24 protein-coding genes and 1 tRNA gene are annotated in these 25,878 nt (G+C 72.7%); 12 read left to right on the top strand and 13 right to left on the bottom strand.

The genetic code is table 11. From position 1 onward, the window contains the following. Nucleotides 1–63: 63 nt before the first annotated feature. Together ACWEO5_RS18105 and ACWEO5_RS18100 are read left to right on the top strand one after the other, a co-directional pair. A complete protein-coding gene (locus tag ACWEO5_RS18105) occupies nucleotides 64–555 on the top strand; it encodes an LURP-one-related/scramblase family protein (RefSeq protein WP_344555173.1) in 492 nt (163 codons plus the stop codon). A gap of 129 nt (nucleotides 556–684) precedes the next feature. Next, nucleotides 685–1,107, top strand: a complete 423-nt coding sequence (locus ACWEO5_RS18100) for a DUF350 domain-containing protein (RefSeq protein ID WP_344555171.1) — start codon at nucleotides 685–687, stop codon at nucleotides 1,105–1,107. 18 nt (nucleotides 1,108–1,125) lie between these two features. Here the strand turns inward: ACWEO5_RS18100 and ACWEO5_RS18095 are convergent, their stop codons facing one another. Both ACWEO5_RS18095 and ACWEO5_RS18090 read right to left on the bottom strand, forming a co-directional pair. Beyond that, nucleotides 1,126–1,719, bottom strand: a complete 594-nt coding sequence (locus tag ACWEO5_RS18095) for a GNAT family N-acetyltransferase (protein ID WP_344555169.1) — start codon at nucleotides 1,717–1,719, stop codon at nucleotides 1,126–1,128. Nucleotides 1,720–1,848: 129 nt separating this feature from the next. Then, complete coding sequence (locus ACWEO5_RS18090) at nucleotides 1,849–3,132, bottom strand: adenylosuccinate synthase (RefSeq protein ID WP_344555165.1); 1,284 nt, start codon at nucleotides 3,130–3,132, stop codon at nucleotides 1,849–1,851. Nucleotides 3,133–3,258: 126 nt separating this feature from the next. Here ACWEO5_RS18090 and ACWEO5_RS18085 point away from each other — a divergent pair, with 126 nt between their 5' ends. The 3 genes from ACWEO5_RS18085 to purM all read left to right on the top strand — a co-directional run bounded on the left by ACWEO5_RS18085 (nucleotide 3,259) and on the right by purM (nucleotide 6,994). After that, nucleotides 3,259–4,074 (top strand): diacylglycerol kinase, encoded by an 816-nt coding sequence (locus ACWEO5_RS18085; RefSeq protein ID WP_452163296.1) that lies wholly within the window; start codon nucleotides 3,259–3,261, stop codon nucleotides 4,072–4,074. Between the two features lie 194 nt (nucleotides 4,075–4,268). After that, nucleotides 4,269–5,849, top strand: a complete 1,581-nt coding sequence (purF, locus tag ACWEO5_RS18080) for an amidophosphoribosyltransferase (RefSeq protein WP_344555161.1) — start codon at nucleotides 4,269–4,271, stop codon at nucleotides 5,847–5,849. A 68-nt stretch (nucleotides 5,850–5,917) separates the two neighbouring features. Beyond that, complete coding sequence (gene purM, locus ACWEO5_RS18075) at nucleotides 5,918–6,994, top strand: phosphoribosylformylglycinamidine cyclo-ligase (RefSeq protein ID WP_030459252.1); 1,077 nt, start codon at nucleotides 5,918–5,920, stop codon at nucleotides 6,992–6,994. A gap of 132 nt (nucleotides 6,995–7,126) precedes the next feature. On the opposite strand, the gene ACWEO5_RS18070 is transcribed toward purM, so the two are convergent. Both ACWEO5_RS18070 and ACWEO5_RS18065 read right to left on the bottom strand, forming a co-directional pair. Continuing rightward, a complete protein-coding gene (locus ACWEO5_RS18070) occupies nucleotides 7,127–7,369 on the bottom strand; it encodes a DUF3073 domain-containing protein (protein WP_344555157.1) in 243 nt (80 codons plus the stop codon). Between the two features lie 372 nt (nucleotides 7,370–7,741). Further along, nucleotides 7,742–8,884, bottom strand: coding sequence for a Glu/Leu/Phe/Val dehydrogenase dimerization domain-containing protein (locus ACWEO5_RS18065; protein WP_452163295.1), 1,143 nt, complete (start codon nucleotides 8,882–8,884; stop codon nucleotides 7,742–7,744). Between the two features lie 161 nt (nucleotides 8,885–9,045). Here ACWEO5_RS18065 and ACWEO5_RS18060 point away from each other — a divergent pair, with 161 nt between their 5' ends. Beyond that, nucleotides 9,046–9,957 carry a hypothetical protein gene (locus ACWEO5_RS18060; RefSeq protein ID WP_452163294.1) on the top strand — a complete coding sequence of 304 codons (912 nt, stop codon included), beginning with the start codon at nucleotides 9,046–9,048 and terminating at the stop codon, nucleotides 9,955–9,957. A 485-nt stretch (nucleotides 9,958–10,442) separates the two neighbouring features. Further along, nucleotides 10,443–10,649, top strand: a complete 207-nt coding sequence (gene bldC, locus ACWEO5_RS18055) for a developmental transcriptional regulator BldC (protein ID WP_030459248.1) — start codon at nucleotides 10,443–10,445, stop codon at nucleotides 10,647–10,649. Between the two features lie 376 nt (nucleotides 10,650–11,025). Here the strand turns inward: bldC and ACWEO5_RS18050 are convergent. Both ACWEO5_RS18050 and hrpA read right to left on the bottom strand, forming a co-directional pair. Further along, nucleotides 11,026–11,099 (bottom strand) — tRNA-Asp (locus ACWEO5_RS18050). Between the two features lie 116 nt (nucleotides 11,100–11,215). Further along, nucleotides 11,216–15,190, bottom strand: a complete 3,975-nt coding sequence (gene hrpA, locus ACWEO5_RS18045) for an ATP-dependent RNA helicase HrpA (protein WP_452163293.1) — start codon at nucleotides 15,188–15,190, stop codon at nucleotides 11,216–11,218. Between the two features lie 208 nt (nucleotides 15,191–15,398). Between hrpA and ACWEO5_RS18040 the strand changes: the two genes are divergently transcribed. From ACWEO5_RS18040 to ACWEO5_RS18030, 3 genes are all read left to right on the top strand, one after another. Next, nucleotides 15,399–15,743 (top strand): hypothetical protein, encoded by a 345-nt coding sequence (locus tag ACWEO5_RS18040; RefSeq protein WP_344555147.1) that lies wholly within the window; start codon nucleotides 15,399–15,401, stop codon nucleotides 15,741–15,743. Nucleotides 15,744–15,787: 44 nt separating this feature from the next. Then, nucleotides 15,788–16,906: a hypothetical protein gene (locus tag ACWEO5_RS18035; RefSeq protein ID WP_452163292.1), complete on the top strand. Its 1,119-nt coding sequence runs from the start codon at nucleotides 15,788–15,790 to the stop codon at nucleotides 16,904–16,906. Between the two features lie 100 nt (nucleotides 16,907–17,006). After that, the gene (locus ACWEO5_RS18030) at nucleotides 17,007–17,441 is read left to right on the top strand and encodes a PGPGW domain-containing protein (RefSeq protein ID WP_344555145.1); all 435 of its coding nucleotides are present in this window, start codon (nucleotides 17,007–17,009) and stop codon (nucleotides 17,439–17,441) included. Between the two features lie 173 nt (nucleotides 17,442–17,614). On the opposite strand, the gene ACWEO5_RS18025 is transcribed toward ACWEO5_RS18030, so the two are convergent. From ACWEO5_RS18025 to ACWEO5_RS18010, 4 genes are all read right to left on the bottom strand, one after another. Next, nucleotides 17,615–18,292 carry an oxygenase MpaB family protein gene (locus ACWEO5_RS18025; protein WP_452163290.1) on the bottom strand — a complete coding sequence of 226 codons (678 nt, stop codon included), beginning with the start codon at nucleotides 18,290–18,292 and terminating at the stop codon, nucleotides 17,615–17,617. After that, the gene (locus ACWEO5_RS18020; RefSeq protein ID WP_452163289.1) at nucleotides 18,289–19,521 is read right to left on the bottom strand and encodes an MAB_1171c family putative transporter; all 1,233 of its coding nucleotides are present in this window, start codon (nucleotides 19,519–19,521) and stop codon (nucleotides 18,289–18,291) included. Before ACWEO5_RS18020 ends, ACWEO5_RS18025 begins: the two co-directional genes overlap by 4 nt. Beyond that, on the bottom strand, nucleotides 19,514–19,954 hold the full coding sequence (locus ACWEO5_RS18015; RefSeq protein WP_452163288.1) for a hypothetical protein: 441 nt from the start codon (nucleotides 19,952–19,954) through the stop codon (nucleotides 19,514–19,516). The genes ACWEO5_RS18020 and ACWEO5_RS18015 overlap by 8 nt, the downstream gene beginning before the upstream one ends. A gap of 131 nt (nucleotides 19,955–20,085) precedes the next feature. Further along, nucleotides 20,086–20,523 carry a helix-turn-helix domain-containing protein gene (locus tag ACWEO5_RS18010; protein WP_344555137.1) on the bottom strand — a complete coding sequence of 146 codons (438 nt, stop codon included), beginning with the start codon at nucleotides 20,521–20,523 and terminating at the stop codon, nucleotides 20,086–20,088. A gap of 422 nt (nucleotides 20,524–20,945) precedes the next feature. Between ACWEO5_RS18010 and ACWEO5_RS18005 the strand changes: the two genes are divergently transcribed. Further along, the gene (locus ACWEO5_RS18005; RefSeq protein WP_452163287.1) at nucleotides 20,946–21,977 is read left to right on the top strand and encodes a glycosyltransferase family 2 protein; all 1,032 of its coding nucleotides are present in this window, start codon (nucleotides 20,946–20,948) and stop codon (nucleotides 21,975–21,977) included. A 114-nt stretch (nucleotides 21,978–22,091) separates the two neighbouring features. Here the strand turns inward: ACWEO5_RS18005 and ACWEO5_RS18000 are convergent, their stop codons facing one another. The 3 genes from ACWEO5_RS18000 to ACWEO5_RS17990 form a co-directional block, all read right to left on the bottom strand. After that, nucleotides 22,092–22,730, bottom strand: coding sequence for an SMI1/KNR4 family protein (locus tag ACWEO5_RS18000; RefSeq protein ID WP_452163286.1), 639 nt, complete (start codon nucleotides 22,728–22,730; stop codon nucleotides 22,092–22,094). A 38-nt stretch (nucleotides 22,731–22,768) separates the two neighbouring features. Then, entirely contained in the window at nucleotides 22,769–24,637 is a 1,869-nt protein-coding gene (locus ACWEO5_RS17995) for an N-acetylmuramoyl-L-alanine amidase (RefSeq protein WP_452163319.1), read from the bottom strand. Nucleotides 24,638–24,766: 129 nt separating this feature from the next. Next, the gene (locus tag ACWEO5_RS17990) at nucleotides 24,767–25,045 is read right to left on the bottom strand and encodes a hypothetical protein (RefSeq protein ID WP_452163285.1); all 279 of its coding nucleotides are present in this window, start codon (nucleotides 25,043–25,045) and stop codon (nucleotides 24,767–24,769) included. A gap of 191 nt (nucleotides 25,046–25,236) precedes the next feature. Between ACWEO5_RS17990 and ACWEO5_RS17985 the strand changes: the two genes are divergently transcribed. Next, nucleotides 25,237–25,833: a TetR family transcriptional regulator gene (locus ACWEO5_RS17985; RefSeq protein WP_452163284.1), complete on the top strand. Its 597-nt coding sequence runs from the start codon at nucleotides 25,237–25,239 to the stop codon at nucleotides 25,831–25,833. The last annotated feature ends 45 nt before the right edge of the window (nucleotides 25,834–25,878 follow it).

Here is a 25,878-nt window from a genome sequence, read left to right as displayed (position 1 = left end):
GTGGCACCATGTCGGGTGCCGCCCGACGGCGGGCCGGCGAGCACCAGACGAGGAGTCGGGGACATGGGTCGGAAGTTCGTGGTCAAGGAGCGCCTCTTCGCGGTCGGCGACGACTACTGGGTCGAGGACGAGCACGGCGAGAAAGCGTTCCTGGTGGACGGCAAGGTGCTGCGGGTCCGGGACACCTTCGAACTGCAGGACACCGAGGGCAACACGGTCGCCACCATCCGGGAGAAGGTGCTGACCGTCCGCGACGCGATGAAGATCGAGAACGCGGACGGGGACGTGGTGGCGACCGTCCGTAAGAAGCTGTTCACCCCGTTCCACGACAAGTACCACGTGGAGCTGGCGGACGGCGGCGAGTACGAGGTCCACGGAGACCTGATCGACAAGGAGTACACGGTCAAGGGCGACGGCCACCGCCTGGCCGAGGTCTCCCGCAAGTGGTTCCGGATCCGCGACACCTACGGCGTGGAGATCGAGGACGGCGTCGACGTCCCGCTGATGATCGCGATCGCGGTCTGCCTGGACCGCCTGGTCGAGCACAACGACTAGCACGGCGACCGGCACGGCGACCGGCACGATGACTGAGGCACGGCCCCCGTCCGCGCCGGCCCCGTGCGCTATGTTGTGCCGGTCCTCGGCACGGGGCCGGCGAGCGGACGGGCAGGAGGGGCGGGGCCGATGAACGACATCCTTCACCAGTTGGGGTACGCGGCGGCGTACGGCGCGGTCGGCCTGGTGCTGCTGCTGCTCGGCGTGCTGCTGGTCGACGCCCTGACGCCGGGCGAGCTGCGCCGGCAGATCTGGATCGAGCGCAACCGCAACGCCGCCGTGGTGCTCAGCTCGGCGCTGCTGGCGATCGGCGCGATCGTGTTCACCGCGGTGATCTCGACCTACCAGGAGTTCGGCAAGGGCCTGGCCGCGGCCGCCGTGTTCGGCCTGTTCGGCCTGCTGCTGATGGCCGTCTCGTTCTGGGTGCTGGACCTGGTCACCCCGGGCAGGCTGGGCGAGCTGCTGGTGGACGAGGAGCCGCACCCGGCGGTCTGGGTGACCGCCTCCACCAACCTGGCCGTGGCCGCGATCGTCTCCGCCGCCATCTACTGACCCGCTCCGCGCGGGGGTTCAGCCCGCCGCCAGCCGCTCGGACAGCCGGGCCCGGGCGGCGGGCCACTCGTCGGCCAGCATCGAGAAGTACACGCTGTCCCGCCAGCTGCCGTCCGGCCGCCGCTTGGCCCGCCGGAAGGTGCCCTCGTAGGAGGCGCCTAGCCGCCGGATCGCTTGCTGCGAGCGCTCGTTGAGGTGGTCGGTCTTCCAGCAGACCCGGCCCATGCCGAGGTCCTCGAAGGCGTGCCGGAGCAGCAGCAGCTTCGCCTCGGTGTTGACCGCCGTCCGCCACACCGCGCGGCCGTACCAGGTGCCGCCGATCTCCAGTTGCTCCTCCGCGGCGCTGGCGTCGAAGTAGCAGCTCACCCCGACCGCCCGCCCGTCCGCCGGGGCGACCACCGCGAACGGCGTGCAGGCCCGGTCGGCCAGCCGGGCGTCGATCACGGCCGCCATCTCGGCCTCGGTGCGCGGCACGGGCACCGGGATCCACCGCCACACCTCTTCGTCCCCGCCGCCGGCCGCGAACAGGTCGGGCACGTGGGCGCGGGTCAGCGGCTCCAGCCGGACGTGCCGGCCGGTGAGGACGACGGGTGCGGGCAGCTTCGCGGTCATGCGCCCCACCGTAGGCCCCGATTGCACCAGTAGCAAGTGCGTTCTGCCTTAGTGCAATGCTGCCTGGGCGTGCGAGAGGCCCGGCACCCCCGCGTGCGAGCGGGAGCGCCGGGCCTCGTGCGCCGCGTCCTACAGGAAGGAGTTGATCTGGATGGTCTCGGTCCGGCCGGGGCCGACGCCGATCGCCGAGATCGGGGCGCCCGACATCTCCTCCAGCGCCTTCACGTACGCCTGGGCGTTCTTCGGCAGGTCGCCGAAGGTCTGCGCCTTCGAGATGTCCTCGCTCCAGCCGGGGAGGTTCTCGTAGATCGGCTTGGCGTGGTGGAAGTCCGACTGGTTGTACGGGAGTTCCTCGACCCGCTTGCCGTCGATCTCGTACGCCACGCAGACCGGGATCTGCTCCCAGCCGGTCAGCACGTCCAGCTTGGTGAGGAAGAAGTCGGTCAGGCCGTTGACCCGGGTCGCGTAGCGGGCGATCACCGCGTCGAACCAGCCGCAGCGCCGGTCGCGGCCGGTGGTGACGCCGCGCTCGCCGCCGATCCGGCGCAGCGCGTCGCCGTCGGCGTCCAGCAGTTCGGTCGGGAACGGGCCCGAGCCGACGCGGGTGGTGTACGCCTTCAGGATTCCGATGACCCGGTCGATCTTGGTCGGGCCGATGCCGGAGCCGGTGCAGGCGCCGCCGGAGGTCGGGTTCGACGAGGTGACGAACGGGTACGTGCCGTGGTCGACGTCCAGCAGGGTGCCCTGGCCGCCCTCCAGCAGGACGACCTTGTTCGCCTTCAGCGCCTCGTCCAGGACGAGGGTGGTGTCGGCCAGGTACGGCTTGATCTTGTCGGCGTAGCCCAGGTACTCCTCCAGCACCAGCTCGGCCGGGATCGCGCGCCGGTTGTAGAGCTTGACCAGCAGCTGGTTCTTGTCGTGCAGCGCGGCTTCGATCTTCTGGCGCAGGATCGACTCGTCGAACAGGTCCTGGACCCGGATGCCGACGCGGTTGATCTTGTCGGCGTAGGCCGGGCCGATGCCGCGGCCGGTGGTGCCGATCCGGCGCTTGCCGAGGAAGCGCTCGGTGACCTTGTCCAGCGTCCGGTGGTACGGGGTGATCAGGTGCGCGTTGCCGGAGATCAGCAGCTTCGAGGTGTCGATGCCGCGCTCGTCCAGGCCCTTGAGCTCGGAGAGCAGCACGCCCGGGTCGATCACGACGCCGTTGCCGATCACCGGCACGACGTTCGGGCTGAGGATGCCGGAGGGCAGCAGGTGCAGGGCGTACTTCTGGTCGCCGATGACCACCGTGTGACCGGCGTTGTTGCCGCCCTGGTAGCGGACGACGTAGTCGACGGAGCCGCCGAGGAGGTCGGTCGCCTTCCCCTTGCCCTCGTCTCCCCACTGGGCACCAACGAGCACGAGTGCCGGCACAGGCGTACACCCCTTCCGGTTGGGGCATCCTGCGTAGACCGCAGTCTGGCCCGAGATGGACGAAGCCCCTGGCGCAATGGCGCAAGGGGCTCTTGCACCGAGAGATTACCTGAGGAAGGACCGGTCGTGTCGTCGCTGTCCACGCCCGTATCCCGCCCCCCGGACGACACCGGGGGCCCCGGGCCGCTGCTGGTGCTGCTCGACCCGTCGGCCCGGGAGGCCGACGGGGAGTCGGTGCGGATCGCCAAGGACGTGCTGTGCGGCGGTGCCGACGTGAAGGTCGCGCTGCCGCAGAGCCCGTCCGAGCTCGACCGGGTGCTCGCGCACCGGGGGCGGCGGCGGGCCGTGGTGGTCGGCTCCGACCAGGCGCTCCAGCGGGTGCTGCAGGCCCTGCACCGGCAGCGGGAGTTGGACAGCGACCCGGTGGGCCTGGTGCCGGTCGGCGGCCCGGTCAGCACCGCCACCGCCCGGCTGCTCGGGGTGCCCGCCGAGCCGGTCGCGGCCGCCCGCACGGTGCTGGCCGGCGCCGCCCGCCGACTGGACCTGCTGCTGGACGACGGCGGCGGCGTGGTGCTGGCCGAGGTGCGCTTCACCGGCCCGCGCCAGGGCCGGACGAGTGGTTGGCGTTCGCTATGGGCGAAACTGGCTGCGGCCGAGCAGGCGAGCCCCTCCGACCCGGAGGAACTGCGGATCGAGGTCGACGGCCACCTGCTGGCCGACGTCCACCAGCGGGTCCGCCACCTGCGGGTGGCGGTGGTCGACGGCGGGATGGAGCTCGCCCTGGACCTCGACGGCAGCCCGCAGCGGCACCGGGCCGGCCGGCTCACCGTCGCCGGGCGGGACTTCGGCTACGAGGCGGACGGCTGCCCGGTCGGCCCGGTCCGCCACCGCACCTGGACGGTCCGCCCGCACTCCTGGCGGCTGCTGCTGCCCACCGCCTGAGCCCCGCCGGGCCCCTCCGGTCACCCAGCGTGAGCAGGCTCACGTTTCGTCGTCCGTCCGCCGTGCGAAAGCCTGATGACAAGGGCGTGAAGGCGGCCACCCGCCGGGCGGAAAACTGGTAAGCGGCGGTATCTACGCGCGTACCAGGAGGCTGCCATCAGGCCGTTCGCCCGGGCTGCCCTAGACTCGGAGACGTGCCACGTGGTGACGGACGACTCAACCACGACCTCCTCCCCGGCGAGAAGGGCCCCCAGGACGCTTGCGGCGTCTTCGGGGTCTGGGCTCCCGGCGAAGAGGTCGCGAAGCTCACGTACTTCGGCCTCTATGCCCTGCAGCACCGCGGACAGGAATCCGCGGGCATCGCAGTGAGCAACGGCTCCCAGATTCTCGTCTTCAAGGACATGGGACTCGTCTCCCAGGTCTTCGACGAGACCTCGCTGGGGTCGCTGCACGGGCATATCGCCGTCGGACATGCCCGCTACTCGACCACCGGGTCCTCGGTCTGGGAGAACGCCCAGCCGACCTTCCGCGCGACCGTTCACGGTTCGCTGGCCCTCGGCCACAACGGAAACCTGGTCAACACCGCCGAACTGGCGGCGAAGGTCGCCGAACTGCCGGGCGAGGAGCACGTCTCCCGCTCCGGCCGGACCGCGGCGACCAACGACACCGACCTGCTCACCGCCCTGCTGGCGGGCCACCCGGACCTCACCATCGAGGAGACGGCCCGCAAGGTCCTGCCGGACGTCAAGGGCGCCTTCTCGCTGGTCTTCATGGACGAGCACACGCTCTACGCCGCCCGCGACCCGCAGGGCATCCGCCCGCTGGTGCTCGGCCGGATCGAGCGCGGCTGGGTGGTGGCCTCCGAGACCTCCGCCCTCGACATCGTCGGTGCCAGCTTCATCCGCGAGGTGGAGCCCGGCGAGCTGATCGCCATCGACGAGAACGGCATGCGCACCTCGCGCTTCGCCGAGGCCAAGCCCAAGGGCTGCGTCTTCGAGTACGTCTACCTGGCCCGCCCGGACACCACCATCGCCGGCCGCAACGTGCACCTCTCCCGGGTGGAGATGGGCCGCAAGCTGGCCGCCGAGGCCCCGGTCGAGGCCGACCTGGTGATAGCGACGCCCGAGTCCGGCACCCCCGCCGCGATCGGCTACGCCGAGGCCAGCGGCATCCCGTTCGGCTCCGGCCTGGTGAAGAACGCCTACGTGGGCCGCACCTTCATCCAGCCGAACCAGACCATCCGCCAGCTCGGCATCCGGCTCAAGCTGAACCCGCTCAAGGAGGTCATCCGGGGCAAGCGCCTGGTGGTCGTGGACGACTCGATCGTCCGCGGCAACACCCAGCGCGCGCTGGTCCGGATGCTGCGCGAGGCCGGCGCCGCCGAGGTCCACATCCGGATCTCCTCGCCGCCGGTGAAGTGGCCGTGCTTCTTCGGCATCGACTTCGCCACCCGCGCCGAGCTGATCGCCAACGGCCTCTCGGTCGACGAGATCGGCCGCTCGCTGGGCGCCGACTCGCTGGCCTACATCTCGATCGACGGGATGATCGAGGCCACCAAGCAGCCCAAGGACCAGCTCTGCCGGGCCTGCTTCGACGGCGAGTACCCGATGGAGCTGCCCGACCCGGCACTGCTCGGCAAGCTCCTGCTCGAAGCCGAGATCGCAGGCGGCCAGGCCAAGCAGCCGGTCCGCGGCGGCAAGCAGACCAGCGACCTCGACGGCGTGCAGTCGCTGCTGGGCGGCGCCGGCGCGGCGGACGCGCTGCGACGCCCGTAACCGTGCGCACCGCCCCCGGCCCGGGTGCCGGGGGCGGCGGTACCACCACTTCGAAAGGGCCACATCAAGTGACCAGCAACGAGACCGGGGCGACCTACGCCGCCGCGGGTGTCGACATCGAGGCCGGCGACCGTGCCGTCGAGCTGATGAAGCAGTGGGTGAAGAAGAGCAACCGGCCCGAGGTGGTCGGCGGGCTCGGCGGCTTCGCCGGACTGTTCGACGCCTCCGCCTTCAAGCGCTACGAGCGCCCGCTGCTGGCCACCGCCACCGACGGCGTGGGCACCAAGGTCGCCATCGCCCAGGCCATGGACAAGCACGACACCATCGGCCACGACCTGGTCGCCATGGTCGTCGACGACCTGGTGGTGTGCGGCGCCGAGCCGCTGTTCATGACCGACTACATCTGCGTCGGCAAGGTCGTCCCGGAGCGGGTCGCCGCGATCGTCAAGGGCATCGCCGAGGGCTGCACGCTGGCCGGCTGCGCGCTGGTCGGCGGCGAGACCGCCGAGCACCCGGGCCTGCTCGGTCCGGACGACTACGACGTCGCGGGCGCCGGCACCGGCGTGGTCGAGGCGGACGCGCTGCTCGGCCCGGACCGGGTCCGGGCGGGCGACGTGGTGATCGCGATGGCCGCCTCCGGCCTGCACTCCAACGGCTACTCGCTGGTCCGGCACGTGCTGCTGAACCAGGCCGGCTGGTCGCTGGACCGCCGGGTCGAGGAGTTCGGCCGCACCCTCGGCGAGGAGCTGCTGGAGCCCACCAGGATCTACTCGCTGGACTGCCTGGCGCTGGCCCGGGCCACCGAGGTCCACGCCTTCTCGCACGTCACCGGCGGCGGCCTGGCCGCCAACCTGGCCCGGGTCATCCCGGACGGCCTGCACGCCCGCCTGGACCGCGGCACCTGGTCGCCGCTGCCGGTGTTCCGCACCGTCGCCAAGGTCGGCGCGATGCAGACCCTGGAGATCGAGAAGACCCTGAACATGGGCGTCGGCATGGTCGCCGTCGTCCCGCCGGAGTCGGTCGACACCGTCCTCGCCGTCCTGGAGGACCGCGACGTGGAGGCCTGGCTGCTGGGCGACGTGGTCGAGCGCACCGACGAGCACGACGGCGGCGCCGCGCTGTACAACGCCTACGAGGCGTTCTGATCCGAGGCACGGCGAGGGGCCCCGTCGCGCTGCGGCGGGGCCCACTCGTTCACCGGGGGCGACGACCGACGGTCGGGGACGCCGAAAACCGGCCCGGCGCTCACGGGGAGCGCTCGGACCGGCCGGAGAACGTCAGGCGCGGCGACGAGCCGGAGGGGTGTCCTCGTCGTCATCGTCGTCGTCGTTGTACCTGTCCGCGTACGCCGCGTAAGGGTCGTCCTCTTCGTCGTCGTCCTCGATCGGCTCAGGCTCGATCGCGGTGGACGGAGATACACCCAGCTCGTGAGACAGACGGTTAGCGTCGAACCCGCCGCTGTTGTACTTCAGCTCGCGGGCGACCTTCGTCTGCTTGGCCTTGGCCCGGCCGCGCCCCATGGGTCGACCCCCTCAACGGTGGGGCTCACGGCCCCGAGTCTGACACGTGTTGATGATCAGGTCCGGCCTGCCCGAAGTGGGAAACCGTCCCTTGGAGCATTAACGGTACCTGTTTCCGCCGCCGGACGGTACGTCGCCGGTGTGACGTGGCGCGCACCCGAACCCCCCCGAACCAGGTCCGCCCAGGTCAGAGGGGAATTACGGGGCTTTCGCAGGCTGTCCGGCACGTGGCCGGACCCGTCGTTCCTACGGAGATTATCCCCCGAAGGGGGCGCGGTATCGCCCGATCGGGGGACGGACTGAGAATCCGGTTCCACATCGTGATGCGCGGGGCCGGGCGGTGCCGGCCCCGCGCGCCGCGGGCGGTCGCGGTCAGCTCCGGCGGGCCGCCGGGAGCAGCACCGAGCGGAGCGCGCCGATCTCGCGCATCCGCTTCTCGGCGAGCCGGTCGGCGGCCACCGCCGGGGGGACGCCGTCGGAGGCGGCCCGGGTGAAGATCTCCAGCGTGGTGTCGAAGATCCCGGCGGCCTTGTTCTTGGCCCGGTCGAAGTTGAAGCCCTCGATCTCGTCGGCGACCTGGATCACGCCGCCGGAGTTCACCAGGTAGTCGGGCGCGTAGAGGACGCCGCGGTCGGCGAGGTCCTTCTCCACGCCCGGGTGGGCGAGCTGGTTGTTGGCCGCGCCGCAGACGACCGCGGTGCCGGCCGCGCCGAGCGCCCCGACGGTGTCGTCGGTGAGCGCGCCGCCGAGCGCGCACGGGGCGTAGACGTCCAGTGCGGAGGCCAGCAGGGCGGCGGTGTCGGCCACCACCGCGACCTCCGGGTGGGCGGCCCGGACCCGGTTCACGGCCGTCTCGGAGACGTCCGTGACGACCACCTCGGCGCCGTCCGCGACCAGGTGGCCGACCAGGTGGTGGCCGACCTTGCCGACGCCCGCCACGCCGACCCGCTTCCCGCGCAGGGTGGGCTGGCCCCAGCGGGCCTGCGCGGAGGCGCGCATGCCCTGGAAGACGCCGAAGGCGGTCAGGACGGAGGAGTCGCCGGCGCCGCCGTGCTCGGGCGAGCGGCCGGTCACGAAGGAGGTCTCGCGGGCCACCACGTCCATGTCCCGGACGTAGGTGCCGACGTCGCAGGCGGTCACGTAGCGGCCGCGCAGCGACTCCACGAAGCGCCCGTAGGCGCGCAGCATCGCCTCGTTCTTGTCCCGGTTCGGGTCGCCGATGATGACGGCCTTGCCGCCGCCGAGGTCGAGCCCGGCGAGGGCGTTCTTGTAGCTCATCCCGCGGGAGAGGTTCAGCGCGTCCTGCAGCGCCTCCTCCTCCGTCCCGTACGGGAAGAAGCGGGTGCCGCCCAGGGCCGGGCCGAGGGCGGTGGAGTGGATGGCGATGATCGCCTTGAGGCCGGAGGAGCGGTCGTGGCAGAGCACGACCTGCTCGTGCCCCTCCCCCTCCCGGCCGGTGCCGAAGACTCGGCCCAGCACGCCTGGTGCGGGGTGCGTGGTGTGTACGTCGGTCACTGTGGTGACTCCAGTAGGGATGGCCCGCGGCGGTGGTGCGGGCGTCTGGTCGAAGCCTAGTGCCGGGGCCGCCTTCGAATCTGCCCCTCGGAGGCCCCCCGAGCACAACGACCGAAGCCGTCCGCCCGACACCCTGACGGCTGTGGGGGGCGCGTGCGACGATGCGGAGCGTGACCGCCTGGCGCACGACCGTGCTTCCTCCGTACACCGCGCAGCTGCGGGTCTACGAGCCGCTGGCCGCCTTCCCCGAGCCCGAGCGCGCCCGCTGGCAGGCGTACGCGGCCGCGCACGGCCCGGACGCCCTGGGGCCGGGGCAGCCGGTCACCGCGGCGGCGCTGGCCGAGCAGCGGGCCGCGCTGGCCGCGCTGGCGGCCCTGACGCCCCGTCCGCTGCCCGAGCAGGAGGACGAGCGGGCCTACGTGCGGGTGCTGGACGGGGTGACCTACGTGTGCCCCTGGACGACCCGGCTGCGGGGCTGGCTGGCCCTGCAGGAGCTGCAGCGGACGCTGCCCGCGCACCTGCTGGACACGGTGCTGCCGCCGGCCCTGCGGGCGGCCGGGGAGGCGGACCGGGAGCGCTGGCAGCAGGAGCACCCCGACGCCCGGCCGTGGATCGCCGCCAGCCGCTGGGAGGTGCCGCTGCGCTGGTTCCTGCCGTTCGGCGAGGAGGACCGGCAGCACGTGCCGGAGGGCGAGTACGGGTCGTCCGGGGAGGGCGAGCGGCCGGAACCGGCCGCGCTGTTCTACCTGACGCCGATGGTGCAGGCCCGCCGCCGGGTGGCCCGGGCCTACCGGGTGCTGCGGGAGCGGGCGCCGGGCGGGCCGCTGGGGGCCGGCGCGGAGGAGGTCGGGCGGTGGCTGGAGGAGTTCCACCCGCGCTCGCTGGTGGAGCTGGACTACGGCGGCCTGGTCAGGCTGCTGGGGCCGCGCGGGCTGGCCGGGGAGCGCTCGGTGGGCGAACTGGCGGACGGGCTGGGCGCCTTGCGGGCCGGGGACACCGACGGGGCGCTGCGGGCCTACGAGGGGCTGACGGCGCGCTGGCGGCGGGTGCTGGCGCTACGGCAGGCGTCCTGAACCGGCCGGGGTGAAACGCGGAGGGGATGATGGGGCGTCAGAAAATTGGCACTGGTCGAAGGGGCGGGTCAGGGGGAGGATGGTCCGTACCATTGGCACGGTTTCCGGGACCATGGTCCCGGATCGGGTCAATCCCCATGGAACGTGATACTGCTCACCGTTGACGCGAACTCAGACCTATATGCCAAAATGGGACAACCAGCCCAAGCGCGCACAGGCGTGTCGCAACGTGACCGGACGTCACCACTGCGTGACTGTCCGCTATGGGGTGGTCCGGGGCCTTCCGTCGCTCTTGAACCCGTGAGGGGTCAATTTTGGCGGTATGGCCGATGGGGCTGGACGGATGGTGTAGTTGTAGACACCAGGACAAGCCGTTCGTCCTATAACCGACTCGGCCCGTCCGTGCCATTTCGGGCATCACGGGTCAAGGTGCAGAATTTGAAGGATAGAACCGCCCTGGTTCGGTTCTCCCGAGGAGGCCGCTCATGACCGCTCGTACCCCTGACGCCGAGCCCCTGCTGACACCGGCAGAGGTCGCCACCATGTTCCGCGTGGATCCGAAGACGGTGACCCGCTGGGCCAAGGCCGGCAAGCTCACGTCGATCCGGACCCTCGGCGGCCACCGCCGCTACCGCGAGGCGGAGGTGCGTGCCCTGCTGGCCGGTATTCCGGCCCAGCGCACCGAGGTCTGATTCCCCGTACTTCCCGGGCAGCCCCCCGACTCCGCCGGGTCGGGGCGCCGCCGACGGCTTGAGGGCCGCTTCCTCCGACTCCGCCGGGTCGGAGGGGGCGGCCCTCCGGCATGTCCGGGGAAGGCCGCCCGCGGCGCCCGGGAGGGCGGCCCGGGGCGGAGCACGCGATTCCCATTGGGGTGGCTGGGGGAGGGGGGCATTACTGGGAATGGCAGTACAATTTTACATATTAAATCGGGGCACTTTGTGGAGATGCTCCCGAAGTCGCGTCTCAAGACGTGTTCAGTGACGGTGATCACAGCCGCGTTATCTTGTGCGGCGCTCCGGAAATGCGATAAGGCCCGGAACCTTGGGGGTTCCGGGCCTTACGCTACTGCGATCCCGACGGGACTTGAACCCGCGACCTCCACCTTGACAGGGTGGCGAGCTAACCAACTGCTCCACGGGACCAGTGTTCTGATCCTTGCCCGCCTGCTCTCGCCTGCGAACAAGACAGACTGTACTGCATCGCGACCCCCCAGGTCGAACCGGCTCCGGAGCACCCCGGAACCGGCCCGACCAGGCGCTCAGAGGGTGGCCGCCGCGGCCTCCATCGCCTTGAGGATCCGCTTCTCCGACACCGGACTCGGCGTCCCCAGGCCCTGGGCGAAGAAACTCACCCGCAGCTCCTCGATCATCCAGCGGATCGACCTCACCTCCGCCGACGGCTCCCGGCCCGCCGGCACCCTCGCCAGCAGCTCCCCGTACGCCTGCTGCACCGCCTGCACCTTCACCAGGTTCTGCAGGTCGCGCTGCGGGTGGTTGGGCAGCGCCTCCAACCGGCGGTCCACCGCCAGCAGGTAGCGCTTCAGGTCGCCCAGCCGCTGCCAGCCGGTGTCGGCCACGAAGCCCGGGTGCACCAGCGAGGCCAGGTGCAGCCGGACGTCGTTCACCGCGGACAGCAGCACCGGGCTGGAGACCGACTTCAACCGGGTGGACGCCTTGTGGAAGGCGATCAGCACCGACGCCGTCTTCAGCGTGGTGTCCGCCGACAGCTCGTACAGGTCCGCCCGGACCTTGTCGTACAGCGCGTCGAACGCCTCCGCGTCCCAGACCACCCCGCCGTTCAGCGTCATCAGCCGGTCCGTCGCCGCCGCCACCACGTCCTCGAACAGGGCCGGGACCGAGCCGTGCGGGTTGTACGACAGGGCCAGCTTCGCCTGGTTGCCCAGCCGGCCCTGGATCGACTTGGCCGGGGAGTTGACCCGCAGCATCAGCAGCCGGCGGGTGCCCGCCCACATCGCCCGCTGCTGGGCCTCCGGGGTGTCGAACAGCTTGATGCCGACCGAGGCGCCCTCGTCCACCAGCGCCGGGTAGGCGCGCAGCGAGTGGCCCTTGGAGCGCTGCTCGAAGGTGCGCTGCAGGACCGGCAGGTCGGCCGGCCAGGCGGACAGGCCGGTGCGCTCGATGCCGCGGCCGGACGCGGCGCTGGAGAGCGTCGCCGACAGCTTCGGCTGCAGCTTCAGGCGCAGCTCCTCCAGGTCCTTGGACTCGGCGAGCTTCCGCTTGCCGTCCACCACCCGGAAGGTCACCTTCAGGTGGTCCGGGATCCGCTCCTCGTCCCACGCCTCCGGCGGGATCGGCAGGCCCGACATCCGGTGCAGCACCCGCTCCAGGGTCGGCAGCAACGGCTCCTGCCGGTCGGTCAGTTCGCGCATCGCCGCCCGGGCGTAGTCCGGCGCCGGGACGAAGTTGCGGCGCACCGCCTTCGGCAGCGAGCGGATCCAGGCCGTCACCAGCTCGGCGCGCAGGCCCGGGATCTGCCAGTCGAAGCCCTCCGACACCACCTGGTTGAGCACCGCCAGCGGGATGTGCACCGTCACGCCGTCCGCGTCGCTGCCCGGCTCGAACTGGTACGTCAGCGGGAAGCGCAGCTTGCCCTGCTGCCAGAAGTCCGGGTAGTCGGCCTCGGTGACGCCGTCCGCCGAGTCGTTGATCAGCATCGACTTCTCGAAGTTGAGCAGGTCGGGCTGCTCGCGGCGGGTCTTCTTCCACCAGGCGTCGAAGTGCCGCCCGGAGACCACGTCCTCGGGCAGCCGGGCGTCGTAGAAGTCGAACAGGGTCTGGTCGTCCACCAGGATGTCCCGGCGGCGGGCCCGGTTCTCCAGCTCCTCGACCTCGTCGAGCAGCTTGCGGTTCTCCGCGAAGAACCGGTGGTGGGTCTCCCAGTCGCCCTCCACCAGCGCGGTCCGGATGAACAGCTCCCGGCACAGCTCCGGGTCGATCCGGCCGTAGTTGACCTTGCGCTGGGCGACGATCGGCAGCCCGTACAGGGTGACCCGCTCGTACGCCAGCACCGCGCCGGCCTTCTTCTCCCAGTGCGGCTCGCTGTACGTGCGCTTGATCAGGTGCGCCGCCAGCGGCTCCACCCACTCCGGCTCGATCTTCGCGTTGATCCGCGCCCACAGCCGGGAGGTCTCCACCAGCTCGGCCGACATCACCCAGCGCGGCGGCTTCTTGAACAGGCCCGAACCCGGGAAGACCGCGAACCGGGCGCCGCGGGCGCCCGCGTACTCGCGCTTCTCCGCGTCGAACAGGCCCAGGTGGGAGAGCAGGCCCGACAGCAGCGCCTGGTGGATCCGGTCGGCGTCCGGCTCCGCGTCGTCGTGGGGCTCGTCGATGGTGACGCCGAGCTGCTTGGCGATGGTGCGCAGCTGGACGTAGACGTCCTGCCACTCCCGTATCCGCAGGTAGTTGAGGAACTCGGACTTGCACATCCGGCGGAACGCCGAGGAGGACAGCTCCTTCTGCTGCTCCCGCGCGTAGCGCCAGATCGACAGGTAGGACAGGAAGTCGGAGGTCTCCGACTGGAAGCGGCGGTGCCGGTCGTCGGCGGCCTGGCGCTTCTCGGCCGGGCGCTCGCGCGGGTCCTGGATGGAGAGCGCGGCCGCGATCACCATCACGTCCCGGACGCAGCCGAGCCGGTCGGCCTCCAGCACCATCCGGGCCATCCGCGGGTCCACCGGGAGCTGGGCGAGCTTGCGGCCCAGCTCGGTCAGCCGCTTGCGGTGGTCCTTCTCGTCCGGGTCGAGGGCGCCCAGCTCGTGCAGCAGGTTGACGCCGTCCTTGATGTTCCGGGAGTCCGGCGGGTCGAGGAACGGGAAGGCCGCGATGTCGCCCAGGCCCGCCGCCGTCATCTGCAGGATCACCGAGGCCAGGTTGGTGCGCAGGATCTCGGCGTCGGTGAACTCCGGCCGGGAGAGGAAGTCCTCCTCCGAGTACAGCCGGATGCAGATGCCGTCCGAGGTGCGGCCGCAGCGGCCCTTGCGCTGGTTGGCGCTGGCCTGCGAGACGGCCTCGATCGGGAGGCGCTGCACCTTGGTGCGGTGGCTGTAGCGGGAGATCCGGGCGGTGCCCGGGTCGATCACGTACTTGATGCCGGGGACGGTCAGCGAGGTCTCGGCGACGTTGGTGGCCAGCACCACCCGGCGGGAGTTGGACCGCTGGAACACCCGGTGCTGCTCGGCGGAGGAGAGCCGGGCGTAGAGCGGGAGGACCTCGGTGGACCTCAGTTTCAGCTTGGTCAGCGCGTCGGCGGTGTCGCGGATCTCGCGCTCGCCGGAGAGGAACACCAGGATGTCGCCCGGCCCCTCCGCCTGCAGCTCCTCGACGGCCTCGCAGATGCCCTGGATCTGGTCCCGGTCGCGGTCCCGGTCGTTGCCGTCCTCGTCGTCGAGGTCCTCGTCCTCGACCAGGGGCCGGTAGCGGACCTCCACCGGGTAGGTGCGGCCGGAGACCTCGATGATCGGCGCGCCGTCGAAGTGCGCGGCGAACCGCTCCGGGTCGATGGTCGCGGAGGTGATGACCACCTTGAGGTCGGGGCGGCGGGGCAGCAGCTGCTTGAGGTAGCCGAGCAGGAAGTCGATGTTCAGGCTGCGCTCGTGCGCCTCGTCGATGATCAGGGTGTCGTACTGGCGCAGGTCCCGGTCGGTCTGGATCTCGGCCAGCAGGATGCCGTCCGTCATCAGCTTCACCAGGGTGTCCTGGCCGGCCTGGTCGGTGAACCGGACCTTCCAGCCGACCGCCTCGCCCAGCGGGGTGTCCAGCTCCTCGGCGACCCGCTCGGCCACCGTGCGGGCGGCGATCCGGCGCGGCTGGGTGTGGCCGATCAGGCCCTGGACGCCGCGGCCCAGCTCCAGGCAGATCTTCGGGATCTGGGTGGTCTTGCCGGAGCCGGTCTCGCCCGCCACGATCACCACCTGGTGGTCGCGGACGGCGGCCAGGATCTCGTCCTTCTTCTGCGCGACCGGCAGCTCCTGCGGGTACCGGATCACCGGCACCGCCGCCCGCCGGGACGCCACCCGGGCCTCGGAACGGTCGAAGTCGGACGCCAGCTCGGCCAGGACCTTCTGCCGGCCCTCGGCCGACCTGACCTTGCGGGTGCCCTCCAGGCGGCGGCCGAGCCGCTGCGCGTCGCGCAGCATCACGCCGGGAAGCCGGGCGGCCAGCTCCGCGAAGGTGGGGGCGGGCTGCGGGGCGACGGGAGAACTCACTGCGGGCATCCCTCTAGATTGCATAAGGCCGGGGCCGGGGCGCACCTCGGTTTTTGTCGGTTTCGAGCCCCCCCAGTGTCACAGGCGGGGCGGGCGGACCGCGAACAGCCCGGACGGGGCTCCCCGGGCCGGACCCGCCCATTTCATCCGGGCGCCGTACTGACTAGCCTGGGGGGAACGGATTTTCGGGGAGTACGCGGGGGACAGGGGGACGGTCATGGGTCTGTGGGGCGACATCAAGCACCTCGCCGGCGACGTGGTCCAGGTCGGCGAGGACATCGTCATGGCGCCGGCCGAGATCGCGCACTGGGCGCTCGGCAAGATGTTCGGCGACGCCGACGCGGAACTGAACAAGATCGCCGAGGAGCTGGCCGAACTCGGCAAGCAGGTCGACGGCCTCGGCCGCGACGTCAACGCCGTGCTCGGCTCGATGACCTGGCACGGCGCCGCGGCGGACGCCTTCATCGCGCACGCCCAGGGCCGGGTCCGCGAACTGAACACCGTGGCGGACGAACTGGGACAGCTGAGCGGCTCGGTCAAGCAGCTCGCCAACGTCCTGTAGCACTTCCCGGTCGGGGTGACGAGAAAGTAGGGGGGAACACCGCGATGGCGGGGGACCAGTTCGGTTTCCAGGTGGGCGAACTGCTGAAGATCCAACGGGACTTCGAGCAGGTCAACCAGCGCATGGAAGAGATGACCGGCAAGATCGGCCACATCAAGGCGACCATCGCCAAGGCGGCCGTCACCGACGTCTTCTCGGGCGGCATCCTGGGGATCTTCGGAGCGGCGAAGGTCCTGGAGGAGGTGACCGGGAGGGTCCGGGAGATCCACGCCCGGGCCGAGGAGCTGACGAAGGCGAAGGAGAAGCTCACCAAGGAGTTGGGCGAGGACGCGGCGAAGATCAAGCAGATGCTCGCCGCGTACGAGGACGTCGAGCGGAAGATCGCCGAGGACCTCAAGCGCAAGCACTCCGAGCAGCCCAAGCCCCCCGCGCCGAAGTCGCCCGGCACCGGGATCGACAGCGCGGGCGGGGGCGGTGGCGGTGGTGGCGGGGGCACCGGCGGTGGCGGTGGCGGTGGCGGCGGTCACGCCGCGCAGCCCTCCTCGCCGCACACCGGCGGCAGCGACACCAGCGGCAACGACGGGACGGGCATCGTCAGCGGGCCGGGCGGCAAGCACGACGGCCCCAAGATCAAGGACCGCTCGACCGGCGACTGGAAGACCAAGATCGTCAACGGCAACAGCTGGGACGCCTGGTCCGACCACCGGCACCCGCGCAACGGCGAGGGCGGCGGCGTCCAGGCCCAGCCCAAGCTGGACGGGGTGTCGGACGAGCGCAAGGCGATGGTCGAACGGGCGATGGAGCGGGTCCAGCGCAAGCTCGGCTACAGCCAGGGCGCCGTCACCAACGGCTACCGGGTCGACTGCTCCGGCTTCGTCTCCGCCGCCTGGGGCCTGCCCGGCCCCGGCACCACCACCGGGCCGCTGATCAGCGAGAGGGCGGGCATCGCCCACCACATCGCCCGCAGCGACCTCCAGCCGGGCGACGCGCTGGTGGTCGACAACAGCAAGGAGCAGCACGTGGTGCTGTTCGGCGGCTGGGCGGACGCGGCGCACACCCAGGCGATCATCCTGGAGGACTGCGGCAGCAGGGGCTGCATCTCGCACCAGGAACCGATCTCCAAGCTGGCCGCGTACACCCCGATCCGGAAGAACGGCATGTGACGCCCCCGGCGGGGCCGGCGGCGCGGCAGGAGACTGCGGCACCGCCGGCCCCCGGTGTCGGGCCTCCGGGAACCGCGGGCCGTCCGGTTAGGGTGGACGGATGAACGAGCAGCAGCGACCGGGATTCGAGGCGGACCCGACCGCGGTCCACCCCGTGGCCCGGGTGGCCTTCGGCGTGGCCGGGACGGCGCTCATCGTGGTGGGCGTGGTGCTGCTGGTCCTGCCCGGCCCCGGCATGCTCCTGCTGCTGGCCGGCATGGTGCTCGTCGCCCGCGCGGTACCGGCCTTCGCCCGCTTCGTGGAACCGGTACGGGCCAAGGCCATGCAGGGCGTCGAAGCCAGCGTCGCCTCCGGCTGGCGGATCGCGGGCTCGGTCCTCGCCGGACTCGGCCTGATCGCCGCGGGCGTCGTCGCCGCGGCCGTCCCCTCCCTGCCGCTCGCGGGCTGGGCCACCGGCACCAGCCTGGTCCTGTCCGGCCTGATCCTGCTCGGCCTGCTCGCCTGGAGCCACCGCCGGGTGCACGGCCGGCGGTAAGCGCATTCAGGGGCCCGGGGAACGGCGGGTCCGTGCTGCTGACGGCCGGAGCCCATCGGAGGTCCGTGCTGCTGCGTCGTAGTGACAGAACCGGAAGCCGATGCGCGCTCCGGCAGTGCGCCTCGCGCAGACCCGGGCTCGCCGTTCCCCGAGCCCCTGGTTGCGGCTCTCCGTCAGCGGGTGAGGTGGAAGGCGAGGCGGGCCACCGCGCGGAGGGGGAGGGGCGGGCGGGGGAGGGTGAAGGCGTCGCGGAGGGGGGCGTCGAGCAGGGCGGCGGCGAAGGCGGGGGCGTGCCGGGCGAGGGGGCCGGGGAGGCGGGCGGCGAAGAGCGGGGCGACGGCGTGCCAGAGGGCGCGGCCGGCCTCGCTGGGGGCGAACCTGGCGGTCTCGAACTCCCGCATCCAGGCGGCGGTCTCGGCCAGGGTGGGCCCGGGCGGCGGCGGGAGGCGGAGGGCGGCGGCGAGGTCGGTGGCGAAGGCGGCGGCCGCTTCGCGCTCGGCGGGGGTGCCCGCCGCGAACTCGACCGGGCAGACGGTGAAGCAGGCCAGGACGTAGCGCATCAGCTCCTCGTCCACGCCGGGGATCCGGTGCATCGCGGCGAGTTCGGCGACGATCTCCCGTCCGGCGGGGCTCTCGACGCCGTGGCCGATCAGGGCGAACATCATCGCGCCGGTGGCCTTCGCGCGGGCTTTCGGGGCGGCGGCCAACTTGCCGGTGCCGGACAGGACTTCGGCGATCTCGGGGACGGCGAAGGTGCGGACGAAGCCGAGCGAGAGGCCGACCCGGGCGCGTTGCGGGCGGCGGTGCAGGACGAGTGCGGCGAAGGCGTCCCGGGGTGGCGGGGGGTTCACCCGAGGGGTTCCAGGGCGCGTTCCAGCAGCGGGGAGCGCAGGTAGGCGGCGACCAGGACGAGGTGGGCGCGCTCCTCGGCGGGGGCGGTGTCCAGGCCGGGCAGGGCGGCCTGTTCCTCGCGCGGGCGGGGCACCGCGCCGGTGCCGAGGGCGGTGACGGCGGAGCGCAGCGCGGCGGCGACGACCAGGGCGTCCCGGTGGCCGGGGGCGAGCGAGGCGCGGCCGGCCAGGCGTTCGGCGGCGTGCACGGCGGCGGGGTCGACGAACGGCCGGAGGGTCAGCTGGCCGTCCCGGATCTCCAGCCCGCGCCGGGTGGTGCGCCATTCGAGGTCGCGCAGGGCGATGCGTTCGCGCCAGGCGGGGGAGGGCGGGCCCTCCAGGGCGAGGCGGCGGTCGGCCCGGTAGACCAGGTCCCAGAGCGGGCGCAGCGCGCGGAAGTCGCGGCGGCGGACGGCCCAGGCGGCGCCGGCCGGTCCGGCGAAGCCGCAGGTGATGCCGATCGCGCCGAGGGCGGCGAAGGCCGGGCCGAGGGCGGTGCTGAGCCATTCGGCGCCGTCGACGCCGGCGTGGGCGAGGGCGATGGCGGCGATCTTGCACAGCACGTAGCCGCAGGCGGTGAGCGCGCCGAGGGCGATCAGCCGGATGCCGCGGCGCAGCCAGCCGTCGGGGAGCCGGGCGGCGTGGCCGAGGCAGACCCGGCCGATGTCGACCAGCGCGTAGGCGAACAGGCCCTGGTAGAGCATCAGGAACAGGGCGGTGGCGGTGCGCGGGGCGAAGGTGGTGTCGAAGGTGAGCGGGGTCTCCGGCCGGTACGGGCCGCCGGCCAGGAACAGGGCGGCGAGGACGGGGACGAGGGCGGCGAAGACGGCGGTGCGGCGGCGCACCCGCTGCCGCAGCCGGTCGTCCAGCGGGGCCCAGATCCGGGTGCCGGCGCGCTCCTCGGGCGGGGTCCAGACCAGGGCGAGGACCACGGCGGCGGCCGAGAAGCCGACGATGCCGAGGTAGACGAACAGGGTGGCGAGGTTCCCGACGCCGGTGAGGCGGCCGACCGTCCGGTACAGCAGCGGGGAGGCGAGCAGGAAGGCGGTGGCCGGGGAGGCGATGGCCAGGGCGACCACCAGCAGGCCGAAGGACGGGTCGCGCCGCCAGGCCCTGAGCTTCAGCGCGGCGACCAGCCAGGCGGCGCTGCCGATGCCCAGGTAGACCAGGTCGTACGGCAGTTCAGACATGCTGTCCCTTGCGGTGCTCCAGCGCGGGGGCGAGCTGGGAGGTGGTGCCGGCGCCGGGGGCGAGGACCAGCAGGCGCATCAACTCGGCACCGAGGACCTCGGCCTCCTCCTCGGCGGCGTCGTCGTAGTGCGAGCGGCCGAGCACCAGCCGGACCATGTCCGGGTCGATGGTGGGCAGTTCGACGAGTTCGGCGTCCTGGCCGGGGGGTGGGGGCGCGCTCAGGTGGCCGCAGAGCAGGTGGGCGAGCTCGTGGCAGACGATGTGCGCCCGGTGCAGTCCGGAGGTCTCCTGCTCGACGTGGACGACGTCCTCGGCGGGGAGGCGTTCGACGAAGCCGGAGGGCTCGCCGACCCGCATCCGGCGCGGGGCGATCCGGATCGGCCGGTCCAGGTGCGCGGAGACCGCGTCGCACAGTTCCTCGACGGTGCTCAACGGTGGCAGGCGCAGGTCGCGCGCGACCGCCCGCATCCTCCGGCGGGTCCGCCCCAGTCCGCTCCCCACACCCCGCACGTCGACCCCTTCCGGTAGCCGCCAGTGTCCCAGCGGCACCTGCTGGCGCTCCGTCACGTCACCGGGCCGGCCTCGTCCGGCTGCCCGTCGGTCAGGCCCACGGCCCGCCGCAACTGCTCCACAATAGTGAGTGCGGCGTCCTGCATCTCGGGGGGCAGCCCGGCCGCGCGCATCGCGATCCGCTCGACCCGGGCGTCCCGCAGGGCCTCGATCTTGCGCAGGTCCTGCTCCACGGCGTGGGCGGTCCCGGAATCGGAGAAGTAGTCCAGCGGGACGCCGAAGAACTTCGCGATCCGGACGGCGTTCTCCAGGCTCGGTTTCTGGGTTCCCTTGCGGAGGTTGCCGATGTACGTGCCGCTCAGGCCGGTGCCTTCGGCGATTTCGGTGTCCCGCCAGGGGCGGCCGAGGTCCTTGGGGTAGATCACCGCTATCAGGCGCCGGAAGCGGCTGGCGAAGTCCGGGGCTTCGGCGCGGGATGAGTCCTGGGGCATGTGCCGGATCATAGAGGGTCCTTACCCCCGGGCGTATCCTCCGTCCAGCCCGTTCTGCACGATCGTTGGCGGAATCGTGGCGGAAACGTGGTGGATGATCACCAGGGGGCCCGGATCGTGGCGGAGGAATCCACGATAGTTGACACACCGTGGAGCCGGTCGGCAGGATCGGGGTCCGGAAGCTCGGGCGCCGTTGCCCCACGGGGGTGGGCAGCGGCGCTCGGTCGTTCCCGGAGCCCGCCGCGGCGCCCCTTTTCCCGCGGCCGGCGCCCACCGGAATTCGGAGGACGGAATTCCGCTACTTTCTTTCCATCTTCCGTTCCCTGCAAGGTCGTTCGGGCCGGATATGCTGCGCGCGTCCGCGCCCGGCGGCATTTCCGCCCGCCTATTCGGGCGCCCAGCCCGAAAGGCCCGCGCAGCCGATGGCACCCCGTCTCTCCGTCGTCGTCCCGGTGTACAACGTCGAGCGCTACCTCGCCGCCTGCCTGGAGTCGATCGCCGCCCAGGCGTTCACCGACCTGGAGTGCGTCATGGTCGACGACGGCTCCACCGACGGCAGCGCGGCCATCGCCGAGCGGTACGCCGCGAGCGACCCCCGCTTCCGGCTGGTCCGGCAGGAGAACCAGGGCCTCGGCGCGGCCCGCAACACCGGCGTGCGCCACCTCGCCCCCGGCACCGAGTACCTGGCCTTCGTCGACAGCGACGACGTGGTGCCGCCGCACGCCTACCGGCTGATGGTCGACACCCTGGACGGCACCGGCTCGGACTTCGCCACCGGCAACGTGCTGCGGCTGCGCACCGCCGGACTGGAGCCCTCGCACGTGCACGTCCGCCCGTTCGCCGAGACCCGGCTGCGCACCCACGTCAGCGAACTGCCCGCGCTGGTCACCGACCGCACCGCCTGGAACAAGGTCTACCGGCGCTCCTTCTACGCCGCGGCCGGCCTGGACTACCCCGAGGGCATGCTCTACGAGGACGCCCCGGTCAGCGTCCCGCACCACTTCCTGGCGGAGCGCGTCGACGTGCTGTCCGAGCCGGTCTACCACTGGCGGATCCGCGAGGACGGCGACAGCTCGATCACCCAGCGCCGCACCGACCCGCGCGGCCTGGCCGACCGGGTCCGCTCCATCGAACTCGTCCGCGGCTGGCTGCTCGACCGGCCCGAGCCCGTCTTCCGCGAGCACCTGCGGGCCTACGACCACAACACCCTGGTCGAGGAGATCCCGATGTTCTTCTGGACGATCCCCGACGGCGACCACGACTACCGGTACGCCTACCACCGGCACGTCACCCGGCTGGTCAGTGCCATCGGGGACGACCGGATCGACGCCCTGCCGCGCTTCCTGCGCCTCAAGTACCGCCTCACCGTGGCCGGCCGGGTGCACACCCTGGCGAACGTCCAGCGCCTGCACCGCCGGGTGCGCAACACCCGCAAGGCGCTGCGCCGGAAGTAGCGCCAGCCGCCAGCCGCCAGCCGCCCGCCGCCCGCTGCCCGCCGCCCGGCGCCGGAAGCCCGGCAGCCACCGCCCGCCGCCCGCCGCTGAGCAGCTGCGTTCAGCGCCCGCCGCTCAGCGCCGCCCGCGGGACTCGACCTCGGCGCGGGCCAGCCACTCCAGGTACCAGGTGCGGAAGTCCGGGGCCTGCTGCGCCATCAGCCCGTCCGCGGCGAAGGCGTCGTCCCAGACGCTGCCCCGGTGCGGGCCGGAGACCACCAGCCAGGACGAGTAGCCGCAGCCCTGCTCGCCGATCTGCACCGAGCCCGCCGTCATCCGGCGGCGCAGCGCCTCCCACTCGTCGTCCCAGACCCGGAACGCGGCCAGGTGGGCGTCCGGGTCGGGGAAGTCCGCCTCCCGGGGTTCGCGGGCGGAGTGCTCCGCGTCCAGCCGTTCGCGCTCCGCAGCCGAGAGGAACTCCGCCGCCAGGTCGCCCGGTTCGTCGTACTGCCCCGGCCAGCCCCAGCCGTCCGGGGAGTCGGCCAGCGGGAACAGGCCGTAGTAGGGACCGGCCCCGCCCGCGCCGACCTCGGACAGGAAGGAGCGGTACTCGGGCGGCAGTGTGATTCCCAAATAGCGCTCGGAATCGGCGAGTTGGGATTCGGTCAGCGGGTCGGCCAGGGTGAAGCGGTGCCGTCCGGAGCCGAACACCCGCCCGCTGTACGGCCGGAGGGCGGCCACCCGGGCCCGGACCCCGGCCCAGTTCGTCGTCATGCGGCGGACCCTACGCGGTCGCCCGGCCGGGCGGCGGCTCAGTTTCCGGGGCAGGCCGGGGCCGCCGAACCGCCCTGCACGTCGGTCGACTTGAGGTAGGCCAGCCGGTGGCCGTAGCGGATCGGGTAGTAGGTGTCGCAGCCGACCACCAGGGTGCGGTCCTCCGGGGCGTCGCCGTCGATGTTCCGCGCGTAGTAGAAGTCGCTCCGCACCGGATCGGCGTCCGCGGCCGGGTACGCCTGCCCGGCCGGGACGGTCGCCGACAGCGGCACCACCTGCTGGACCGGGATCGACGGGTGGCCCCGGTAGGCCGCGGCCTCCGGGTAGGCGCGGCCGTACACCGGGATCGAGGCCGCGCCGGGGCGCGGGGTGAGCACCGTCCGGCCGGAGCGGGTGTCGGGGGCGCTGACCGATCCGGCGGGGTCGGCGAACCACGCCTTCTGCCCGTCGTACCAGATCGCCGTCCAGCCGTCGGCGGTGTCCGCGACCACGTAGTGGGTGCCGGTGACGGCCTTGTCGCGCCAGTCGGCGGCGTCCCGGGTGCCGCCGTTCAGCAGCGGGGCGTCCGCGGACGGGCCGGTGTGCAGCGGGACGAAGTTCTCCGGCCGGTCCGGAGTGCCGTTCACCGCGGGGCGGTTGGTGTCGAACGCGGGGGCGACGGTGATCACCGCGCCGACCGCGGGCGGCCCGGTGTGCGCGGGCAGTGGGGCGCCCAGCAGGTCGAGGTAGTGCGCCCAGTCCCAGAAGGTGCCCGGGTCCCAGTGCATCCCGGCGACGTTCGCCTGCACCGGGCCCGGCACGTCGTCGTGCCCGAGGACGTGCTCCCGGTCCAGCGGGATGCCGTAGCGCGCGGCCAGGTGGCGCACCAGCGCGGCGGAGGACCGGTACAGCTGCTCCGAGTACCAGGTCGGCCGGTCCTTGGGGAAGGCGTAGCCCTCGTGCTCGATGCCGATGCCGTGCATGTTGAAGGTCTTGTTGCCCGCGTGCCAGGCCACGTCCCGGTTGCTCACCAGCTGGGCGACGTGCCCGTCCGAGGAGCGCACCAGGTAGTGCGCGCTGGCCTGGCTCTTCGGGTTGCGGAAGGTGGCGAGCGAGCCGTCGTAGCCGCCCTCGGTGTCGTGCAGCACGACGTACTGGATCCGCTGGCCGTCGTCCGGGCGGTTCGCCTTGGTGTAATTGCCGTACGAGGAAGGGTCCTTGGGGTCGGTCAGCGCGTACGCGGCCGGGCGCAGCTCGCAGTCCAGCCCGGCCGGGCAGTCGGCGGCGGCGTCGCCGGAGCGGGGTGCCGGGCGGGCCGGGCGGTCGACCCGCAGGGCGGGGGCGGCGGCCAGCCGGACGTGCCGGCCGTCGGCGGTGGTGCGTTCGGCGCCGGTGCGCAGGGTGTCGAACACCCGGTCCGCGAACGGGCTCTCGTCGCTGCCGCCGTACCGGGCCACCGCCCGGTACCAGTCGCCCGGGTCGGTGCTCGCGGCCCGGCCGGACTCCCGCTGGTACTGCGCCAGCAGCGCGGCGGCGGCCCGCAGGTTCTGCGCCGGGTCGGCCGCGACCTGCTCGGCGGGGCGGTCGATCAGCCGGGCGGCGGCGTCCAGGGTGTGCAGTCGCGGGCCGTCCGCGCCGGGCGGGACGGCGGCCGGGTCGACCCGGGTCAGCCCCGCCACCCCGTAGTTGCCGGTGGTGCTGGGCGCCCCGTCGTGCGACTCCCACCGGGTCTGCTGGTAGGCCACCGCCAGCAGCAGCCCCTCCGGAACGCCGAACTCGGCCGCGGCGGAGGCGAACCGGCGCTGCAGCGACTCCGCGGCGGGCTGCCGGTCGGTGGCGGGCCGCTGTCCGGTGGCGGCGGCCGGGGCCGCACCCAGGACGGCGGCGGCCAGGGCCGTCGCGGCGGCCGCGGCGGCGGCCCGGGGCATCCGGATCACCGGGGACCTCCCTGCTGGTGGGCACGCCCGTGGACGTCCCCGGGCGGTCGCGACGCTACCGGCCGGGCCCGGCCGGACGGCGCTGCGACCCGCGGCCGGAAGGGTGGCCGGCCGCGGGCCTCAGCCCCGGCGGCGCAGCAGGGCGGCCCGGGCCCGCAGCAGCGCGGGCACCAGCAGGTAGACCACGGTGGGAACGACCAGGCCGGTGATGACCAGTACCCGCAGCGGCACGGACAGGCCGGTCAGCTCCGGGCCGAGCAGGAGTTGGGCCAGCGTGATCGCCGGATAGACGGCCAGCCAGGTGAGCAGGGCGCGGACGTGCACGGACGGTGCGGCGGCGGTTTCCGGGGTGGTGACGGCGGTGGTCGGGGCGGTGGCGGTGACGGCGGTGGTCGACACGGGTTCCTCCTGGTCGGGCGGCTGGGCGGTCGGTCGGTCGGCGGGGCGGGGCGGCGGCGGGGCGCGGTAGTGGGGCGCGGCAGGCCGTGCGGCAGGCCGTGTGCGGCGGTTCGAAGTTAACCAACCAACCAGTTGGACGTCAACTATCCAGTTGGTTGGCAGGCCCGCCCCTCCCGCCCTACGCTGACCGCATGACCCAGGACCCGACCTCCACCAAGCAACGGCTGCTCTCCGCCGCCAGGGAAGAGTTCGCCGCGCACGGGATCGCGGGCGCCCGCGTGGACCGCATCGCCGAACTGGCCGGCGTCAACAAGGAGCGCATCTACGGCTACTTCGGCAGCAAGCAGAAGCTCTTCGACCAGGTGGTCGCGCTGGCCCTGGACGAACTCGCCGAAGCCGTCCCGCTGCACCCCGGCGACGACCCCGCCGAGTACGTGGGCCGGGTGTACGACTTCCACCGGGCCAACCCCGTCCTGCTGCGGCTCTCGCTCTGGGAGGGCCTGCACCACCGGGACGGCGCGCTGTCCAACGAGGAGCACCGGGCCACCCACTACGAACGGAAGGTCGCCGCGCTCGCCGAGACCTTCGGCACCGAGGTCTCCCCGCAGGTCACCTCCTGCCTGCTGAGCCTGATCGCGCTGGCCGCCTGGCCGCACGCGGTGCCCCAGATGTCCCGGCTGATCCTGGACGCCGGGCCGCAGGCCGACCTGCGCGCCCAACTGGTGGCGTTCGCCCGGCAGGCGGTCGCGGACGCGCTCCCGGCCGGGAGGGTCGGCGCGCCGGCGTAGCGGCGGCGCCCGTACGGGCGGACGTGCCGGTGCCCCCGGAGCGGG

The organism is Kitasatospora sp. NPDC004272, from assembly GCF_053603035.1.
Note: the sequence above shows the minus strand (reverse complement) of the source record. Positions and strands in the feature narration are given on the sequence as shown.

What these genes read in the sequence shown, in the direction of transcription:
- hrpA (WP_452163293.1), bottom strand. Translation starts at nt 15,190, where the DNA reads ATGCCCGCAGTGAGTTCTCCCGTCGCCCCGCAGCCCGCCCCCACCTTC.
- ACWEO5_RS18030 (WP_344555145.1), top strand. Translation starts at nt 17,007, where the DNA reads ATGAACGAGCAGCAGCGACCGGGATTCGAGGCGGACCCGACCGCGGTC.
- ACWEO5_RS18060 (WP_452163294.1), top strand. Translation starts at nt 9,046, where the DNA reads ATGCGGAGCGTGACCGCCTGGCGCACGACCGTGCTTCCTCCGTACACC.
- ACWEO5_RS17995 (WP_452163319.1), bottom strand. Translation starts at nt 24,637, where the DNA reads ATGCCCCGGGCCGCCGCCGCGGCCGCCGCGACGGCCCTGGCCGCCGCC.
- ACWEO5_RS18005 (WP_452163287.1), top strand. Translation starts at nt 20,946, where the DNA reads ATGGCACCCCGTCTCTCCGTCGTCGTCCCGGTGTACAACGTCGAGCGC.
- ACWEO5_RS18070 (WP_344555157.1), bottom strand. Translation starts at nt 7,369, where the DNA reads ATGGGGCGCGGCCGGGCCAAGGCCAAGCAGACGAAGGTCGCCCGCGAG.
- ACWEO5_RS18100 (WP_344555171.1), top strand. Translation starts at nt 685, where the DNA reads ATGAACGACATCCTTCACCAGTTGGGGTACGCGGCGGCGTACGGCGCG.
- ACWEO5_RS18035 (WP_452163292.1), top strand. Translation starts at nt 15,788, where the DNA reads ATGGCGGGGGACCAGTTCGGTTTCCAGGTGGGCGAACTGCTGAAGATC.
- ACWEO5_RS18010 (WP_344555137.1), bottom strand. Translation starts at nt 20,523, where the DNA reads ATGCCCCAGGACTCATCCCGCGCCGAAGCCCCGGACTTCGCCAGCCGC.
- ACWEO5_RS17985 (WP_452163284.1), top strand. Translation starts at nt 25,237, where the DNA reads ATGACCCAGGACCCGACCTCCACCAAGCAACGGCTGCTCTCCGCCGCC.
- bldC (WP_030459248.1), top strand. Translation starts at nt 10,443, where the DNA reads ATGACCGCTCGTACCCCTGACGCCGAGCCCCTGCTGACACCGGCAGAG.
- ACWEO5_RS18040 (WP_344555147.1), top strand. Translation starts at nt 15,399, where the DNA reads ATGGGTCTGTGGGGCGACATCAAGCACCTCGCCGGCGACGTGGTCCAG.
- ACWEO5_RS18105 (WP_344555173.1), top strand. Translation starts at nt 64, where the DNA reads ATGGGTCGGAAGTTCGTGGTCAAGGAGCGCCTCTTCGCGGTCGGCGAC.
- ACWEO5_RS18000 (WP_452163286.1), bottom strand. Translation starts at nt 22,730, where the DNA reads ATGACGACGAACTGGGCCGGGGTCCGGGCCCGGGTGGCCGCCCTCCGG.
- ACWEO5_RS18095 (WP_344555169.1), bottom strand. Translation starts at nt 1,719, where the DNA reads ATGACCGCGAAGCTGCCCGCACCCGTCGTCCTCACCGGCCGGCACGTC.
- ACWEO5_RS18020 (WP_452163289.1), bottom strand. Translation starts at nt 19,521, where the DNA reads ATGTCTGAACTGCCGTACGACCTGGTCTACCTGGGCATCGGCAGCGCC.